We start from the raw sequence: 17053 nt of genomic DNA on the forward strand, positions 1-17053 counted from the left end.
CTGCTCCTGCTCTATCCCTACTTGCCGATACAGAACTGCCCGAACACCGTGTCCAGCAGCGCCTCCACCCCTACGGCCCCGGTCAGGCGCCCCAGTGCACGCATCGCCAGACGCATTTCCTCGCCCCGCACCTCCGGCCATGCATCATCGGCGGCGCGGTTCAGGTGATGGGCCGTCTCCTCGATCGCTGCGCGATGACGCGCCCGCGTCAGGGGGGCGGCGGCACGTCCCTGCGTCAGGTCGCGCGCACGTTGCGCCAGAACATCACGCAGGGCCTCCATCCCTTCCCCGGTCCGCACACTGATACCCATGATGCCCGGCGGGGCGGCAACCTCATCAATCCTGTTGCAGACCATGATGCTGTCGGGGCCGACCTTATCCGGTACCGCTGCCCCTGAAAACACATGTATCACGCAATCTGCCTGTTTCACGTGAAACAATGCACGTCGCACGCCCTCGGCCTCTATTTCGTCATCGGTTTCACGCAGGCCCGCTGTATCCACCACTATCACCGGGACATCACCCAGCACGATGCGCACCTCGATCGCATCGCGCGTGGTCCCGGCACGCGACGACACGATGGCGGCGTCACGCTGCGCCAGCGTGTTCAGCAGGCTCGACTTCCCCACATTGGGCTCGCCTACAATCGTAAATACCAGCCCCCGACGCAGGCGCTCTCCCTGACTGCCATCGTCAAGGTACGCCTGCATTTCGTCGCGCAACTGCGCAAGCGTGCCAAGCAATGCGTCTTCCACTTCCGGCGGCAGGTCCTCGTCCGGGAAATCGATCAATGCTTCCTGATGGGCAAGCGCTGTCCGCAGACGCGCGGCCCAATCCTCATACAGGCGACTTTGTGCGCCATCGGCCTGTGCCAGCGCCTGCCGCCGCTGGGCCTCGGTCTCCGCATCAATCAGGTCGGCAATCCCTTCCGCCTGCACAAGGTCGAGCCGACCGCCGGCAAAAGCACGGCGTGTGAACTCCCCAGGTTCGGCGGGACGCGCACCCAGCGCCACCAGCGCATCGGCCACACCGGCAATGACCGCAGGCCCGGCATGCAGGTGCAGTTCGGCACTGTCCTCGCCAGTATAGCTGTTGGGACCGGGAAACCACAGCACGACGGCACGATCCAGCAACACGCCCGGCCCCACATCCGCATCACGTCGCCATATCCCACGCAATGACGCGCGGCGCGGTTCAGGCAGGCCACCGCACAGGCTGCGCAGGATTGCATCACACCCGGCGCCACTGATACGCATGACGGCAATGGCGGCGCGCCCCGCACCGGTGGCGAGGGCAAAAATCACGGGCGCCATACCGTCGCCATGTCGCCTTACTGGAAGCTCGGTTGCCGCGGTCATTCGGGTTGTTCCCATTTCCTCTGTGACGGGAACGGGTTATCGTCCACGTCCCTGTCGTGATCAAGGTGACACATGCCACAACTCTCCCTGCATTCCCCCACTGGCCCGCTGACCGTCTCGGCCGAGGACGACACGATTGTGGCGCTCGACTGGGGGTGGGGCCGGGACCAGGAAGAAACACCCCTGTTGCGACGCGCATGCGACTGGCTCGATGCCTATTTCGATGGGGACACCACGCCATGCACCCTGCCGCTGTCCCCTTATGGCACACCACAGCAGGTTGCGGCATGGACATTCATCCGCACCATCCCGATGGGCCATACCCTTCCCTGCGCCGAGGTCGCACGGCAGGCCAGCGTGACAGTGGCCGATGTTGTGGCCGCATGCAGCGAAAACCCCATACCCATCCTGATCCCCTGCCACCGGGTAAATATGGAAGGATGCGCGGATTACGACGCGGATACCTATCCCGGCGATCGCGGGGCGATGGACCGCGCCTTCCTGCGGGATCTGGAAACCGACGCCCCCGATCTGGATTGAACACACAGCCTCCTTCACCACAAGGAAACCCTGTCATGAACACAGTCATCCGCGTCCACGAATATGGCGGTCCCGACGTCCTGCGTATCGAAGACCTGCCAATTCCCGTTCCGGGTAAAGGCGAGGTCCTGATCCGCCAAGAGGCAATGGGCGTCAATTTCATTGACACCTATTACCGCAGTGGCCTTTACAAATTCCCTTCCCTGCCCGCGACGCCGGGCATGGAGGGTGCGGGCGTGGTGACGGCGGTTGGCCCCGGTGTGACCGACCTCGCGGTGGGGGCGCGGGTGGCCTATCCCATCGTTCTGGGCGGATATGCGCATCACCGTGTCATCGCGGCAGACCGCGTGGTGGCGCTGCCTGCCGCCATTCCGTTCGAAACGGCGGCGGGAATCATGTTGCGCGGCCTGTCGGTGCATATGCTGTTGCGACAGGTATATAAGGTGCGCAAGGGGGAAAACATCCTCGTCTATGCGGCGGCAGGTGGGGTCGGGTTGCTGATGTGCCAATGGGCGCGGCATCTGGGCGCACGTGTCATTGGCATTGTTTCGACCGAGGAAAAGGCCGAACTGGCACGCGCCAACGGGGCGGCCGACGTTCTGGTCGGCACACATGACATCCCCACGCGGGTCCGCGACCTGACCGACGGCGCAATGGTGCCGGTCGTCTATGACAGCATCGGCCGCGTCACGTTCGAAGACAGCCTGAACTGCCTTGCGCCACGTGGCCTGATGGTCAGCTATGGCAATGCATCCGGCGCGGTAACGGATGTTGCGGTCGGCACATTGGCCAGTCATGGCAGCCTGTATCTGACGCGCCCGTCACTGGGCACCTATATCGCACAGCGTGATGAACTGGTGGAGGGTGCGACGGAACTGTTCGGACTGGTGGAACAGGGCATCCTGACCCCACGCATCGGACAGAGTTTCGCCCTGAAAGACGCCGCACAGGCGCATGTCGCGCTGGAATCACGCAAGACAACAGGCAGCACGATCCTGTTGCCATAACACGCCACGGCCTGTCGAAAACCACTTTCCATAAATAGGTCGAGGGTGCAGGGAGCCATGCTCCCTGCCGGGCCCGGGCCGCACCCGGATGCCTTACTCAATACAGGGGTTTCGTCACCTGATGGCGACCTTCAGGGGCTTTGCCCCCGAACCCCCACCAAAGGTCACAGACCTTTGGAAACCCCTTCGCCTCAACAGATCGAGGGTGCAGGGAGCATGCTCCCTGCCAGGTCCGGGCTGCACCCTGATACCGCATTCAATACAGGGGTTTCGGATCAGGTCGCGATCCAGCCATCCTGCTGCAACGCCACCCCGGCCAGATACAGGCTGCCGCAGATCACCACCCGTGCCGGCGGCTGGGACGGCGTATTATTGTGTGACAGATGTTCCAACGCCTGGCGGATGGTGGGGCCTGCGGTGACACGTCCCTGTCCTGCCGCGATAATCTCTGCGACCGGCAGGGCAAGGTGCTGCTCAGGCTCCGCCACGGCCTGCACACTTGCGGCGTGGGGCAGCAACGGGGCAAGGAAACCGGAGGCATCCTTGGTCTGTTTCATACCAACGATCAGGTGGACGGGACGGTCAGACCAGTCCTGTATCACGCGCGCCAATGCATCCCCCGCACCGGGGTTGTGCCCACCATCGAGCCACAGATCCCACCCATCGGGCAGAACCTGCGCCAGCGCGCCCCCCAACCGTTGCAACCGTGCAGGCCAGTGCGCATCGGCAAGGCCCGCCCACGCGCCAGCCGGGATCGACAGGCCACTTGCACGCAGGGTGGCAACCGCAAGGCCCGCATTATCCACCTGATGCGCCCCGTGCAGGCCGGGATGCGGCAGTTCCAGCATCCCTTCCCCATCGCGATAGACCAGACGCGCGCCATCGGGTGACGGGGTGATGGACCATTCATGACCACGCCGCCACAAGGGCGCATCATGTTCCGCCGCCGTGCGGGCGATCACACCCATCACGTCCGCCGGGTGCCGTCCGGTGGCAACCGGTACGAAATCCTTGATGATACCGGCTTTTTCCAGGGCGATCTTTTCCAGCGTATCGCCAAGGAACGCCTCATGATCCATGGAGATGGAGGCAATAGCGCATGCCGCCGGGCGCGCCAGCACATTGGTCGCGTCGTAACGCCCGCCCAGCCCGACTTCGACGATCATCAATTCGGCAGGATGACGCGCGCCCAGCACGAATCCCGCCGCTGTCAGGACCTCGAACACGGTGATCGGCGCGCCTTCATTGACGCGTTCGATCTCCTCCAGCACCGCAGCCAGTTCGGGTTCGGACACAAGACGCCCGGCAATACGGAAGCGTTCGGTCACATGCACAAGATGCGGCGACGTCATGACATGGACACGCCATCCCGCCGCCTCCGCAATCGCGCGGATCATGGCACAGGTGCTGCCCTTGCCATTGGTGCCCGCCACATGGATGACCGGCGGCAGATGGCGTTCGGGATGACCCAGACGCGCCAGCAGATGTTCCAGACGCCCCAGCGACAGGTCGATCAATGCCGGATAAAGCTGGTTCAGCCGTTCGAGGATCACACCGGTACGCCCGGCGAATTCAGGACCAAGACCGGACGTTGGCGAAGCATTCATGATGGACCGTTACAGGTTACGCCGCGCAGGTTACGCTGCGGATGGCGTGATATGGGCGTGGTTGAGTTGCCCGATCAGGGTGCCAAGGATGGTCGGCAGTTCAGACCGCGTGACCACCATGTCGAGCATGCCGTGATCAAGCAGATATTCCGCGCGCTGGAACCCTTCGGGCAACTTTTCGCGCACGGTATCCTCGATCACGCGCTGCCCGGCAAAGCCGATCAGGGCGTTCGGTTCCGCAATCTGGACATCGCCCAGCATCGCAAAGGAGGCAGAGACCCCGCCCGTCGTCGGGTTGGTCATGACCACGATATAAGGCAGCCTTGCCTCGCGCAGCATTTCCACCGCGATGGTCGTGCGCGGCATCTGCATCAGGCTGAGCATCCCTTCCTGCATGCGCGCCCCACCCGATGCGGTAAAGACGATCAGCGGGGCCTGTTGCAGGATCGCAAGGCGGGCAGCGGCAAGGAATGCCTCGCCCAATGCCGCCCCCATCGTGCCGGCGATGAATTCAAACGCCATGACCGCGACAACCGCATCATGCCCACCGATGCGGCCATGCGCGACCGCCATTGATTCCTCAAGCTGGGACTTCGCGCGCTCGTCCTTCAGCCGGTCTGTGTAACGCTTGCGGTCACGAAAGGACAGGGGATCAACCGGGGCCTTGGGCAGTTCGATACGGGTGAACTCCCCCTTGTCGAACGTCCATTCCAGGCGCTCATGCACCGAGGCGCGCATATGGTGCCCGCAATGCGGACAGACATTCATCGCGCGCCGCAGATCCTTGACCAGGATCATCTGTTCACAGGACTCGCAATTGGTCCACAGGTTGTCCGGCACTTCCCGCTTGAGCAGGCCACGGATCTTGGGCCGGACATATTCGGTCAGCCAGCTCATGTTACCTCTCCCTGACGTACGTCTATGCGCCTGCTCCATACAGGCAGATCGCACGTTATGCCAGATTCACGTTCATACCCGCGCGGCATGGACCGCATCGGCCAGTTCGCGCAAGTGCGACAGCACACTGTCAACGGTCTGCGCCGTGGCGTTCCCATCCGCATCAAGCGTCCCCTCAAGCGTGTTGAGCAATGCGGAGGCCACGACGGCCGCATCGGCGGCACGCACGGCATTGGCCGCCTGCGCCGGGGCGCGGATGCCAAAGCCGATGGCGATCGGCAGGTCCGTCACGGCGCGCAGGCGCGGGATCGCGACGGCAAGTTCATCGGTACTGGCCGTGCGTGTGCCGGTTACACCTGTGATACTGACATAATACAGGAAGCCAGATGCCCCATTCAGTACAACCGGCAGGCGCGCATCCGGCGTGGTTGGCGCGACAAGGCGGATGATGTCCAGCCCGTTCGCCGCGGCAGGCCCACGCAGGAGGTCGCCTTCCTCTGGCGGGACATCGACGATAATCAGCCCGTCCACGCCCGCGCGCGCGGCGTCGGCGCAGAACCGTTCATGGCCATATGCCTCGATCGGGTTGAGATATCCCATCAGGATGATCGGCGTGTCATGATCGTCGCGCCGGAATTCCGCGATCATCTCCAGCACGCGCGACATGTTCGCCCCGCCACGCAGGCCACGCAGCGCCGCCTTCTGGATGGTCGGGCCATCGGCGCTGGGGTCGCTGAAGGGCATGCCGACCTCGATCAGGTCAGCGCCTGCCCCCGGCATCCCCTTGAGCAATGCGAGCGAGGTTTCATAATCGGGGTCGCATGCCTCCACATACGGGATCAGGGCGCCACGCCCCTGTTGCTTCAGGGCGGCGAATCGACTGGCAATACGGCTCACAACGACACTCCCAGATGCGCGGCGACGGTGAAGATATCCTTGTCCCCCCGGCCTGATACGTTCAGTACGATGACCTGATCCGGCGACATGGTGGGTGCCAGCTTTGCGACATAGGCCAGGGCGTGGGCGCATTCCAGCGCGGGAATGATCCCCTCCGTCCGCGTGCAGAGCTGGAACGCGGCCAGGGCCTCGTCATCGGTTGCACCAACATATTCGGCGCGGCCAATATCATGCAGCCAGGAATGTTCCGGCCCGATGCCGGGGTAATCAAGGCCCGCGCTGATGGAATGCGCCTCTGCGATCTGCCCGTCCGCATCCTGTAGCAGATAGGTGCGGTTGCCATGCAGCACACCGGGGCGCCCACGCTCGATGGAAGCGGCGGTCTCCCCGCTATCAAGGCCACGGCCCGCGGCTTCCACCCCGATCAGGCGCACGGACAGGTCATCAAGGAACGGGTGGAAGATGCCCATCGCGTTCGACCCCCCACCGATGGCCGCGACAATCGCATCAGGCAGGCGACCTTCGGCCTCCAGGATCTGCTGTTTGGTTTCCACACCGATAATCGACTGAAAATCACGCACCATCTCTGGATAGGGGTGCGGCCCGGCCACCGTACCGACAAGGAAATAGGTGTCGCGCACATTCGTGACCCAATCGCGCATCGCCTCGTTCATTGCGTCCTTCAGCGTCCCCGCCCCGGCCGTGACGGGAATGACCTCCGCCCCCAGCAGGCGCATGCGGAACACGTTGGGCTTCTGCCGCTCCACATCGGTTGCCCCCATGTAGATGCAGCATTTCATGCCGAACAGGGCGCAGACCGTGGCGGTCGCGACGCCATGCTGTCCCGCGCCGGTTTCGGCGACGATGCGCGTGCGACCCATGCGGCGTGCCAGCAGGATCTGTCCCATCACATTATTCAGCTTGTGCGAGCCGGTGTGGTTGAGTTCCTCGCGCTTCATATAGATACGCGCACCGCCAAGTTCCGCCGTCAGGCGACGTGCAAACCACAGCGGGCTGGGTCGGCCGACATAATCCTTGAGGTAATACTCCAGTTCACGCCGAAATTCGGGATCGGCCTGTGCTTCCCTGTAGGCTTCGGTCAGTTCGAGGACCAGCGGCATCAGGGTTTCGGCAACAAACCGGCCGCCAAAGATACCAAACCGCCCATGTTCATCCGGGCCGGTACGCAGGCTGTTCGCGCGGGACGGCGGGGCCGGGGATTGTGCTGCGCTCAACTTTCGCTCTCCACAGGGAATAAAATTCGTGCGGGTGTCGATGATGGTATATCGCACGTCCCCGCGCGATGATACGCCTACGGCGTTCTGGACCCGATGGCGTGAAAAGGCCACCCCCTCCTGCCCCCCGGCAGGCTGTCACGATTTGACATAAAGCCGGTTGTCCCGATGATAGGCCGGGACAGGTTACAAAAAGAGGATAGCTTATGTTTCTTGCGCACAGGCCCGGCTCGCCCGCCCGGACGATCACGAGCGAGGCCGATGCACAAGAGGTCAGGGACGTTCCGTGGCTGGACCTGCTGGACCCGACCGAGGAGGAGCAGGCACTGGCCGCACGGGTCACGGGACAACGTATCCCCACGCGCGCCGAACTGGACGAGATCGAAAGTTCATCGCGCCTGTTCATGGAAGATGACGCGGTTTATCTGTCCACGCCCCTGGTGCGCCAGATCGGGGATGACTTCTTTGCCTCCCCCGTCGGATTCGTCCTGATGCGCGACCGGCTGCTGACAATCCGTTTTACCGGATTCACCGCATTCGACGTGGTGGCGCGGCAGGTGGCGGGACAGTCCACCCGCCTGTCGGGGGATGAATGCGTCACCCTGCTGCTTGAGGCGGTCGTGGACCGTCTGGCGGATATCCTTGAACATCTGGGACAGGCGCTGGATGGGATGTCCAAGGACGTGTTCCAGTCCGAACATGGCGGGATGCGACGCATGGACGGGCTGCTGCGCAGCATGCTCAGCCGTGTGGGACGGTCAGGCGACCTGGCGTCGTCGGTGCGCGACAGCCTGCTGGGACTGGAACGCATCACCATCTTTGTAACCGAGAATAAAAAGCGCGACCTGTCAGACAAATTACAGGGGCGGCTTGCCACAGTGGAACGCGATATCAAATCGCTTAATGATTTCGTATCGCAGACATCGAACAAGGTGCAGTTCCTGCTTGATGCCACTCTGGGCTTCATCAGTATCGAACAGAATAACGGCATGAAGATCCTGACGGTGGTCAGCTTCATTGGCGTGGCGCCCACTCTGGTTGCGGGGATATATGGGATGAATTTCCATGATATCCCCGAACTGAACTGGAAATATGGATACTGGTATTCGCTGGCATTGATGGCGGCGACCGTGATCCTGCCGCTGCTGTGGTTCTGGCGCAAAGGGTGGCTGGGTAAGTAATCGCAATCCATGTTGACTTTTCAGGTCACATGGAGTATCGACACCCTATGAGCTGCGTGGTCGCACGACCATGATGCCTTATCCTCTGTATGAATGTAATATCCACGTCGCATTTCTGACTTCGTCTGCAGATGCTCGGATGTGACAGCCAGCTTCCCCATGTCACACCGGATATTATCCATTCCTCCCCCCTGAACTGCCAGTCCAAGGCAACGCTTGCATGCATCTCGCCGAACTCAAGGCCAAAACACCAGCAGATCTTCTGGCTTATGCCGAAGGTCTGAACATTGAAAACGCATCATCCCTGCGCAAGCAGGAACTGATGTTCACCATCCTCAAGACACTGGCCGAGAATGACCAGGCGATTTATGGGGATGGAACACTCGAAATCCTGTCGGATGGCTTCGGCTTCCTCCGCTCGCCAGAGGCAAATTACCTGCCCGGCCCCGACGATATCTATATCTCCCCCAGCCAGGTGCGGCGCTTTGGCCTGCGCACCGGCGATACGGTGGAAGGGCAGATCCGCGCGCCCCGCGATGGGGAACGTTACTTTGCGCTGCTCAAGGTCGATACGATCAATTTCGAACCGCCCGAGGCCGTGCGCCAGCGCATCAATTTCGATAACCTGACGCCGCTATATCCCGAACGCCGCCTGCAGATGGAGGTCGAGAATACCGCCGTAGGACCGGCCGAAGGCAGTGCGAAAGGCAAGGGCAAGGGGCCGGCGCGCGACTTTACCCCACGCGTGATCGACCTTGTGTCCCCCATCGGGATGGGGCAACGCGCGTTGATCGTGGCGCCGCCACGGACCGGCAAGACCGTGATGCTGCAGAGTATCGCGTCCTCCATTTCCGCAAACCACCCCGAAGTGTTCCTGATCGTCCTTCTGATCGACGAACGCCCCGAGGAAGTGACCGACATGGCCCGCTCGGTAAGGGGGGAGGTCGTGTCCTCCACCTTCGACGAACCGGCGACGCGTCATGTGCAGGTGACAGAAATGGTGCTGGAAAAGGCCAAGCGCCTGGTCGAGCACAAACGCGACGTGGTTATCCTGCTGGATTCGATCACCCGTCTGGCGCGTGCCTACAACACGGTCGTGCCGTCATCGGGCAAGGTGCTGACCGGTGGTGTGGATGCCAACGCGTTGCAGCGCCCCAAGCGCTTCTTTGGCGCGGCGCGTAACATCGAGGAAGGCGGGTCGCTGACGATCATCGCGACCGCCCTGATCGATACCGGCAGCCGCATGGACGAGGTGATCTTTGAAGAGTTCAAGGGCACCGGCAACTCCGAACTGATCCTTGACCGCAAGCTGGCGGACAAGCGCACGTTCCCGGCCATCGACATCACCAAGAGTGGTACCCGCAAGGAAGAACTGCTGGTCGATCGCGCCGACCTGTCGAAGATGTGGGTCCTGCGCCGTATCCTGGCGCCGATGGGCACGATGGATGCAATGGACTTCCTGCTCGACAAGCTGAAATACAGCAAGACGAACAAGGATTTCTTCGACGCGATGAATACGTAAGCCACCGTCGTAGCAATCCGAACCGTGACGAAGGCCCCTCCTGCGCCATGCAGGAGGGGTTTTTTATAACAATATTTTCTTCAAATCATTCCCCAGACGCCCCTTTTTTAAAAAAGGGGCGTCTGGGAAGCTGTATTATTTTACGCATACGCGTCCCTGTGGGACCGATGGTGATTTATGCAAGTATACGATTACGAAACTGCTCGTTCTCGTCCATTTCCTGCCCGAATGCCCGCGCAAGAGAAAATGAATATTCCAGAACCAGCTTGATACATTTTGCCTTGTAATCTGCGTCTTCGGTATATTTCAGGTCACCACCATCATACTTCATCATATCCATTGTATAATCGCTGTTAGGGGTTCGTTCGAAAAAACCCTTGTCATTAATGATCCGATTGGGGTCGTTCATCAAAATCCGCAGGGGTTCGATATAATGCGATCCCGTGCCTTTTGTGACCTCACGCCGCCCCGCCGCAGTGATCTTCAATCGCATGATGATCCATTTATATATGTCCTGCCAGCCGGACCGCCGGGGATAATGCGCAATGCACAGGTTGCTGCCCCCAAAGGCATGCAGTTCGATACCATCACGATATGCGGTATGGTTGCCTTCACTGATTTGGATATTGCCAGGGATCTTGCCCCGGACGGCAACTTTCAGGACGCCGATATTCTCTATCGTTCTCCATATCATACGCTGGGGCACGACCCGTTCTTCGGTTTTATCAAATATTGTATCCATATAGTTTCTGATGGGAAGAAGGATGGATTCAAAATTGGGGGGAACGGTTTTTATGAAATTCGAAAACCCCTCAACCCTGCCACGCATATCAATGAATTCATCAGCATCAATGAAAAATACCCAATCCGCATCAAAATCTATGCATGCGGTATTGTATAGGAATGTATTTCTTTCGCGTTCACTCGACACAATACATGGCTTCTCTATCAACGTGATTGCCAGACCCTCCTGAATCATGTCTTCAATGATCCCTAATGTCCTGTCCGCGCTGCCATCATCGAGGATAATAATACGGTCCAGATGAGCAAGGTGATGTCTTATATTTGCTTCAATAACATCATCTTCGTTAAGAAGCCTCATCACAGCGACCACGTTCATTTTATGTTCCTTATCCCTGATTTTTATATTTTATATATGCTTCATAAACAGAAAATAAATCATATGCCGGTCCCGTGTGAAAACTGCGTGACACGAATCGGATGACGGGATCAGGATCACTGGACATAATCCGTTCCTGCTCGCGCATTTTATAAAAATATCTTTTAATAATCACAGATTTCCTAAAAATATTATGATGACTCTCTTTCAAAAATCCTCGAAAGATATTGCCTTCCTGAATACGGCTAGAGCAGATCCTGTTTGAATGCCTGCATTCAAACAGGTGAAGATGCTCGTAAAGACAACAAACTGAAACATTTTCACCGAACTGGTTTTCGGTGGAAATGCTCTGGTATTAAGAAATTTTCAATCCATCACCTATGATTCCCTAAAATGGTTCCAGATATTTTTTAAAAACAGCCGATTGGTGAAACAATAAAAGTCCTTGGCGCGTATTTTTTCCAAAAAACACTATTCTTCCAATTTTTTGCAAAAATCCGCGCCAAGAACTTTTATGATTCCCGACTATTAATCGGTTTTTCGACTTCCAGTGCATATTTATCGCAAATATCCATGATTTCCGTAGCCATTTTCAGATATACCTCACGGGAGAAATGAACTCCGTGATCATCTGGCGCAGCAAGGTCATCGGTGGATCTGACGTATTTTCCGTAATCTACAAGATCAAAGCCATATATTTTCGACAGGGGAACGACAATCCTGTTGATGTTCCCATAAACCGACCTGATCCAATTATCCGTACCTATCCGTTCATTCAGGACCAGCACGATAACCTTTTTACCCTTTAATTTTTCAAATAATTTACAGACATCGGCCATGAACATCCCGATGTCATGATGGGCGAAAAATTCAAACTCATTTTGCATGAATTCCCATTCGCTTTGCGAAAAGCCAGGATCGCGGCCAAATTTCTGGACAAGTGTTTCATAGGATGTTTCACTGAAATCCCGCCCGGCCAGAAAATCATTGCATAATGAAAGCGTTACTCCGGTGGAACGGGACCTATATAAATGTGCTGCATATTCAACGGAAAATGACAGGACGTAAATATCGGCTTCCCCGCTTATGACTGCCGACTCCAGATAATTTTCCGGGAAAATACTTGTTGCCTGCAAAAGCTTGCGTCCCTCCGGGGTCTGCAAGGCCTCAGTCACCGCAACAGTCCTGACCCAAGGGCTGAAAGCCCATGATTTATAAGCAAGCGGGAATTCCCCGATCACATTATAACGGGCCCGGAAATAATGTTCCATGGACGTGAAATCACATGCGCCACGCAGGCATACTTTCAAATTTTTTGCATATTCACTGATAAAATTATTTGAAACATCATCAACATCGTCAACGATCTCTATCCAGTCCACATGCCCGTCCAACGAGGATATGACATCCCCCACGACATGCACATGTGGCCGCATGAGGTGGTTCCAACAGAACTGTTCCACCCCCATGCTCATGATGCGGCAGGAAAACAGGAAATGTGTTGCCCGGCCTTCACCAATCAGGAAAAACCCACATATTCCATAGTTACCATATTTATCAGAAACTTTTACATATCCAGAGATTGCTGGAAACCGTTCCGAAAACTCATTTTGGAACATATTCCACGCTGCACCCCTATCTTCCGGCCAGCGATTTTTGGTGAAATTGAGTTGGTTTGTTCTGTTGACCAGTTCATGTATGCGATCAAACTCTTTTTCTATATCATAATGAAAACTGACCCTGATCCCACTCTGTTTCAGAAAACTGATATTATCCCCCTGTATGTCCTGCCGATCTTTATGCTTTTCCTCCAGCACCTTATACCTTGCAAGACGATCCATCCCTGCATCCGGTTTGCCCTGGAACCTGTCATCTTCAAGCATGTTGCCAATAATTCCAGGATCGGCAACCTGCATGCCTGGATAAAAAAACAGGGCCTCGTTCAGGTTCATCGGATTATCATCAATGAACATCATCGTTTCGGGACGCAGATTCGTCGCTTCGACGATTGCCTTTATCATTGGTCCTTTGGGGGCAAAGGCGATCTGTGGGAAGATAAAATACTCCCATGCACCAATTTTCTTCAGTTCAGCTTCGGCATCCCCGAAATTATTTTTCGAACATATGGAATTGACAATCCCCCGCTCCGACAGGGCCTTGATCAGGGTGATGTGCTTTTCAACTGGATGGATGCCCCCTTCACTCAGGGTCCCGTTCCAGAATGTTTCATCCAGATCCCAAATGACCAACCGGACAGGTTCCATTATATTTTCCTAGGAAGCGTTACTGATCAACATGATGGTCCCTTATGTTATAAGGTTTTTGTTAATATATACTTCACAGCCATACCGAATGCTGACGTCCCTGATGCCCCTGCCCAAGTTTGTCCCAGCTTCCTGCCCACATTTAAAAATGTCTAAGAGACTGTTTGAAAAGTCAGCCTCGATAACATACTGAAATTCTAAAGGTTTTTGGTGAAGCTTTTTCCAAAAAGCTTCAGAAGACGCCGCCTTTTTGAGAAAAGGCGGCACCCAAAAACTTTTCCTGTTTTTTATCAATGGTTTGTTTTCAAACAATCTCTAATTTAAACCATTGATAAATAATGTATTTTATCTGCTATCTTTTGCCAGAATATGCTTATTCAAAAGTCTTTCCGAAAATCCAGCATGTATTTTATTATTACATACGAAGTAAAAACCGTGGGATATGAAAATATATACCAACTTCACAATCAGTTTTTAAAATTCAGGATATCTGTTACGGCCCTTGTATAATCATCTGCTCGATTTTCGAGGAATATGCGATGTAACGCATTACGCCGAAGCTGATTCCACAGCGTTTCATCCGTATAGACCTGCTGCATACCCCCTGCGAATGCCATCGGCTGCGTCTCCGATGCGCCTGCGATATCGCCCCCCGGTTCCCAGCCCACCTGCTGGATCAAAAGATCGGTCGCCACAATGGGCAGACCATGCGCCGCGGCTTCATGGATCTTGTACGGTATGCCTGCCGCAAAACGTGTCGGGGCAATAAAAACACGATGTGTGTCATACAGGGGCACCAGATCTTCGACAGCCCCCAGCAATTCAAAACGTGGATGTGTCAATATGCTGGACAGGTCGATGCCATTGCCAACATACCCGGCCACCCTGATACGGATGTCTTCGGGCAGGAAATTATCCAGCAAGGGCACGACATGGTCATTCAGCCACGCCAACCCATCCCAATTGGGGGTTTCCAGGTTCTGGATGGCCCCTACAAAAAGGAAATGCCTGCGTTCGCTAAATGGGCGCGAACGGGGAACCGGCGTCTGCATATGGCCCAGAACGGACACATCCTGATCCACAATCCCCCTGATTAAGGTCGCTTCCCCTTTACTGACCGTTACAAAGCGGTCGATGAAATCCGTGTTCCGCAATTCGTAACGCAGCATGCCCTCCAGGTCTGGCAAGTCCGTTTGCCCCATGATCTGCATCCTGCCCTGCAGGCGTAACGCCGTGAGGGCTTCGGTATCCAGAACCACCCGACACCCTGCCAGGGCCGTCTCACACGCCGTAAAAATGGGCTTCAGACGATCCGCATTATGGGTCCGCCCGATCCATATGATGTCATAATAACCCGCACGGGTGCGCAGAAACGCCGCAAGATCCCCCAGCCCCCGATCCCATATGATCTCTGCCCTGTCGGGAAAATCCTGATATCGCGTCATGGGCTGCGACCGTGGCGGGAAAATGGGATAGACCGTGACATGTGCGCCCAGCATGTCCACCATGGTGCGTACGATATCGTTGGAACGGGGGAAACCTGCCCCGATCGCACGCTGCGGCAGGTAATCTTCGATAAACAGAACACGCCTGTTCCCAGATTCGGCAAAGCGTGCCTTCAGCAGGTTGGATTCGTCACGTCGGTATTTTCCCTCTACATAATCACGGTTCTTATGGAAGAATTTTCCTATGTTCCGCCCAAGGCAGGCATCAATGTCATCCTGCCTGCCACTGCCGAATTCATAATGAAGGACAACGACATCAGGGTCATAGACAATCTCAAAACCACGCTGCCTGATCTGGACGCACAGGTCGGTTTCTTCATAGTACGCTGGGGCGAACAATGGATCGAATCCATTGAGTTCCTTGACGAGTTCGGTCCGTGCCAGAAGAAATGCACCAGAGCAGAAATCAACGGAACGCACGAAATTCGCCTCTGGCAACATGGGGGAGGCCCCCCGCAGATAGCCCGAGGTCGTGCCGTCATTCCAGACGATACAGCCTGCCTCCTGAAGCTCGCCGGTCGTACGGACCAGCTTCGCGCCAACCGCGCCCGCTCTTTCGTCCCGACGCAGGCGCGCACAGGCGGCATTCACCGCACCGGGCAACAGTTCCACGTCATTATTCAGGAACAGCACATAGGGCGCAGCCACCCGGGCCAGACCCAAATTGGCCCCGGCAAGGAACCCGACATTTTCAGACAGCCGGACAACCTCGATCCCACGGACATGACGTTCGATCAGGATCGTTTCATCTGTCGAGGCCCCATCGACAAGGATAAGCTGGATCGCCGCGTCGCAGGTCGCACGCAACGATGCAAGCGCCGTCATGGTAAACGCAAACTGGTCATGAACCACCATCACGACGCTCAGTTCAGGCAGGTCGCATGAAAAATCCATACACTGCTTCAGCAAAAGCGCCGTCCGAACCTCTGACATGCGGCGATAGGCGCGCTTGCAGACCATTTCGGGTCCGTGAGATTCATCGCCTGAATCAGGGAATTTTCCATAAAGCATGGCATAGGCGGCAAACGGGGTAGGATATTTCCCCTGTCCCACAACATCCGAAATGGCCGGGTCCTGCGCATACGACGTCAGGTTTACCCTTGCATGTGGACGACGGTCTTCATATTGCCCATAACGTATGAAATGTTCATACGCATTCCTGAAACATCCATCCGCGATAACCGCCGTCACATCCGGGTTGCCCTGCGTATAGAATCGTTCGCTAAAAAACGGGTTGGGATCAAACGCTTCTGGTGACGGATTTCCCAGATAATGTCGCAGCGGATGCTGCCATTCATCTATATGCCTGGACATATCGGGATAGGCGCGCATGTACCATTCCGGGTCGAAATACGCGGATGTGCGACGCTCGACCACGGTATGATCCGTAGCGTTTTCAAGGAATGCCGCAAATATGCCGTTACGGTCATCATAAAGAAAATCAGGGTTTTCCCTGATAAACAGCGTCGTTGAAAAGAACAGGGATGCATCGCGTTTTTCGTGGGCGCCATATCTCAGGAAATGGTCATAACCATTACGCAGCCCATGTGCCTCAAGCTGTTCAGGGGACATGCAGACCTGTGTCCGGCAATAGAACTCTTCATCAAAAAAGCAGTTGGGATTACGGTCTTTGCACCCATATTGATGATAATGTTCAAATCCTGATGAAACCTTCCCGGATTCAATAAGGGAAAGGACATCGGGATAGACCATCCTGTACCATTCCTCGTCAAAAAACATGTTGGGTGAATGGCCCAGCTTTTCTCCAAAATCCTTATAAAACCGAAATATACTGCCATCATCATGCAGGTCGAATGCGCTGATGACGGCGTGATAATGCTGTTTGTACCATGACGCGTTGAAACATGCCCAGTCATGTTTTATGGCCAGATCCTCAATCGACATCACAATACTCTCTGT

At 56.5% G+C, this 17053-nt stretch carries 12 protein-coding genes; 4 read left to right on the forward strand and 8 right to left on the reverse strand.

Annotated elements, in window-relative coordinates:
* Window positions 1-17: 17 nt before the first annotated feature.
* Window positions 18-1313, reverse strand: a complete 1296-nt coding sequence (mnmE, locus tag FYB92_RS01520; RefSeq protein ID WP_332828956.1) for a tRNA uridine-5-carboxymethylaminomethyl(34) synthesis GTPase MnmE — start codon at window positions 1311-1313, stop codon at window positions 18-20.
* Between the two features lie 117 nt (window positions 1314-1430).
* Between mnmE and FYB92_RS01525 the strand changes: the two genes are divergently transcribed.
* Entirely contained in the window at window positions 1431-1898 is a 468-nt protein-coding gene (locus tag FYB92_RS01525) for a methylated-DNA--[protein]-cysteine S-methyltransferase (protein WP_003616886.1), read from the forward strand.
* 35 nt (window positions 1899-1933) lie between these two features.
* Window positions 1934-2905 (forward strand): quinone oxidoreductase, encoded by a 972-nt coding sequence (locus FYB92_RS01530; protein ID WP_075631595.1) that lies wholly within the window; start codon window positions 1934-1936, stop codon window positions 2903-2905.
* Between the two features lie 275 nt (window positions 2906-3180).
* Here FYB92_RS01530 and FYB92_RS01535 read toward each other — a convergent pair whose 3' ends face one another.
* The 4 genes from FYB92_RS01535 to trpB form a co-directional block, all read right to left on the reverse strand.
* Window positions 3181-4512: a folylpolyglutamate synthase/dihydrofolate synthase family protein gene (locus FYB92_RS01535; protein ID WP_075595436.1), complete on the reverse strand. Its 1332-nt coding sequence runs from the start codon at window positions 4510-4512 to the stop codon at window positions 3181-3183.
* A 30-nt stretch (window positions 4513-4542) separates the two neighbouring features.
* Window positions 4543-5409 (reverse strand): acetyl-CoA carboxylase, carboxyltransferase subunit beta, encoded by an 867-nt coding sequence (gene accD / locus FYB92_RS01540; RefSeq protein ID WP_003616882.1) that lies wholly within the window; start codon window positions 5407-5409, stop codon window positions 4543-4545.
* 72 nt (window positions 5410-5481) lie between these two features.
* A complete protein-coding gene (gene trpA / locus FYB92_RS01545) occupies window positions 5482-6306 on the reverse strand; it encodes a tryptophan synthase subunit alpha (RefSeq protein ID WP_075624830.1) in 825 nt (274 codons plus the stop codon).
* Window positions 6303-7541, reverse strand: a complete 1239-nt coding sequence (gene trpB, locus FYB92_RS01550; protein WP_332828061.1) for a tryptophan synthase subunit beta — start codon at window positions 7539-7541, stop codon at window positions 6303-6305. The genes trpA and trpB overlap by 4 nt, the downstream gene beginning before the upstream one ends.
* Window positions 7542-7747: 206 nt before the next feature.
* Here trpB and FYB92_RS01555 point away from each other — a divergent pair, with 206 nt between their 5' ends.
* Entirely contained in the window at window positions 7748-8722 is a 975-nt protein-coding gene (locus FYB92_RS01555; RefSeq protein ID WP_003616876.1) for a magnesium transporter CorA family protein, read from the forward strand.
* Window positions 8723-8942: 220 nt separating this feature from the next.
* A complete protein-coding gene (rho, locus tag FYB92_RS01560) occupies window positions 8943-10244 on the forward strand; it encodes a transcription termination factor Rho (protein WP_048858749.1) in 1302 nt (433 codons plus the stop codon).
* A gap of 175 nt (window positions 10245-10419) precedes the next feature.
* Here rho and FYB92_RS01565 read toward each other — a convergent pair whose 3' ends face one another.
* The 3 genes from FYB92_RS01565 to FYB92_RS01575 form a co-directional block, all read right to left on the reverse strand.
* On the reverse strand, window positions 10420-11364 hold the full coding sequence (locus FYB92_RS01565) for a glycosyltransferase family 2 protein (RefSeq protein ID WP_332828062.1): 945 nt from the start codon (window positions 11362-11364) through the stop codon (window positions 10420-10422).
* Window positions 11365-11876: 512 nt separating this feature from the next.
* A complete protein-coding gene (locus FYB92_RS01570) occupies window positions 11877-13628 on the reverse strand; it encodes a phosphatase (RefSeq protein ID WP_332828063.1) in 1752 nt (583 codons plus the stop codon).
* A 467-nt stretch (window positions 13629-14095) separates the two neighbouring features.
* Window positions 14096-17038, reverse strand: a complete 2943-nt coding sequence (locus tag FYB92_RS01575; RefSeq protein WP_332828064.1) for a glycosyltransferase — start codon at window positions 17036-17038, stop codon at window positions 14096-14098.
* Window positions 17039-17053 lie beyond the last annotated feature (15 nt).

This window comes from Novacetimonas sp. GS1 (genome assembly GCF_036686925.1).
Taxonomy (GTDB): Bacteria; Pseudomonadota; Alphaproteobacteria; order Acetobacterales; family Acetobacteraceae; genus Novacetimonas; species Novacetimonas hansenii.

Bases quoted from the DNA above. Each gene is read 5' to 3' on its own strand.
- mnmE (WP_332828956.1), bottom strand. From the start codon at position 1,313: ATGGCGCCCGTGATTTTTGCCCTCGCCACCGGTGCGGGGCGCGCCGCC.
- FYB92_RS01525 (WP_003616886.1), top strand. From the start codon at position 1,431: ATGCCACAACTCTCCCTGCATTCCCCCACTGGCCCGCTGACCGTCTCG.
- FYB92_RS01530 (WP_075631595.1), top strand. From the start codon at position 1,934: ATGAACACAGTCATCCGCGTCCACGAATATGGCGGTCCCGACGTCCTG.
- FYB92_RS01535 (WP_075595436.1), bottom strand. From the start codon at position 4,512: ATGAATGCTTCGCCAACGTCCGGTCTTGGTCCTGAATTCGCCGGGCGT.
- accD (WP_003616882.1), bottom strand. From the start codon at position 5,409: ATGAGCTGGCTGACCGAATATGTCCGGCCCAAGATCCGTGGCCTGCTC.
- FYB92_RS01555 (WP_003616876.1), top strand. From the start codon at position 7,748: ATGTTTCTTGCGCACAGGCCCGGCTCGCCCGCCCGGACGATCACGAGC.
- rho (WP_048858749.1), top strand. From the start codon at position 8,943: ATGCATCTCGCCGAACTCAAGGCCAAAACACCAGCAGATCTTCTGGCT.
- FYB92_RS01565 (WP_332828062.1), bottom strand. From the start codon at position 11,364: ATGAACGTGGTCGCTGTGATGAGGCTTCTTAACGAAGATGATGTTATT.
- FYB92_RS01570 (WP_332828063.1), bottom strand. From the start codon at position 13,628: ATGGAACCTGTCCGGTTGGTCATTTGGGATCTGGATGAAACATTCTGG.
- FYB92_RS01575 (WP_332828064.1), bottom strand. From the start codon at position 17,038: ATGTCGATTGAGGATCTGGCCATAAAACATGACTGGGCATGTTTCAAC.